The 1,161-nt window shown below is 71.7% G+C and carries 2 protein-coding genes; both read left to right on the top strand.

The window, feature by feature from the left end:
• Positions 1-781 (top strand): transposase (locus JL475_RS39080; protein WP_237409566.1); only part of this gene is annotated, 781 nt, incomplete at its 5' end.
• Positions 733-1,005, top strand: coding sequence for a transposase (locus JL475_RS41845; RefSeq protein WP_368860260.1), 273 nt, complete (start codon positions 733-735; stop codon positions 1,003-1,005). The genes JL475_RS39080 and JL475_RS41845, both read left to right, overlap by 49 nt.
• The last annotated feature ends 156 nt before the right edge of the window (positions 1,006-1,161 follow it).

Below are 1,161 nucleotides of genomic sequence, written 5' to 3'. Positions count from 1 at the left end.
GCACACGCCGCTGCTGCCCGACGCCCGGACCGTGGCGTTCGTGGACATCGACCCCACACACCGGCAGGTCTACGGCTACGCCAAGCAAGGCGCCGAGGTCGGCCGCCTCAAGGGCCGGCGCACCCTGCACCCGATCCTGGCCACCGTCTCGACCCCGACCGCCCGCCCGGTGATCGCCGCGGCCCGGCTGCGCCGGGGCAAGGCCGCCGACGCCCGCGGCGCGGCCCACTTCACCGCCGAGGCCCTGGCCGCCGCATGCGAGGCCGGGGCCACCGGCACCGTGGTCATGCGCGCCGACTCGCAGTTCTACAACGCCGACGTGATCGCCGCCTGCCGCCGCGCGGGCGCCCACTTCTCCGTCACCGTCCGCATGAACCCCTCCCTCGCCGCCGCGATCACACAGATACCCGAAGACGCCTGGACGCCGATCCGCTACCCACAGGCGTTCGTCGATGCCGACACCGGCGAGATGGTCTCCGACGCCGAAGTAGCCGAGTGCGAGTACACCGCCTTCACCGGCCGGAAGAAGGCACTGCACGTCACCGCACGCCTCATCGTGCGCCGGATCCGGCGGATCAACACCGAGGTCGTCCAGGGACAGGGCGAGTTGTTCACCGCCTGGCGCTACCACCCGGTCTTCACCGACAGCCCCTTCGAGCTGCTGCAGGCCGAGCTCCAGCACCGCCGGCACGCCGTGGTCGAGCAGGTCATCGCGGACGGCAAGGCGGGCCTCTGGCCCACCTGCCGTCCGGGAACTTCCAGGCCAACAACGCATGGCTGACCCTGTGGGCGATCAGCTACAACCTGCTGCGGGCCGCCGGATGCCTCGCCGGCGCCTTCCACGCCAAGGCGACCACCGCCACCATCCGCGCCCACCTGGTCCACGTCCCGGCCCGCCTCGCCCGCTCGGCCCGCCGCCTGGTGATGCACCTGCCCCAACACTGGCCCTGGCAGCACGCGTTCACCGACCTGCTCGCCGCCGCCCACGCGCCACCGGCGACCTGACCGCCGCTGACCACCCGCCCGCGAGGGCACAACCGGAGCCAAGACGTGGAAGGGCTGGGCAGACCAGCGGATACCCCATGCCCTCACCCCCGGAGTATCACGCGAAATACACCAAACCCCTCACTTCAGAATCCGCTCGGTGAATCCGGGCTCAGT

This window comes from Streptomyces sp. M2CJ-2 (assembly GCF_016757295.1).
Taxonomy (GTDB): domain Bacteria; phylum Actinomycetota; class Actinomycetes; order Streptomycetales; family Streptomycetaceae; genus Streptomyces.
This window is presented reverse-complemented; position numbering and strand designations above follow the sequence as displayed.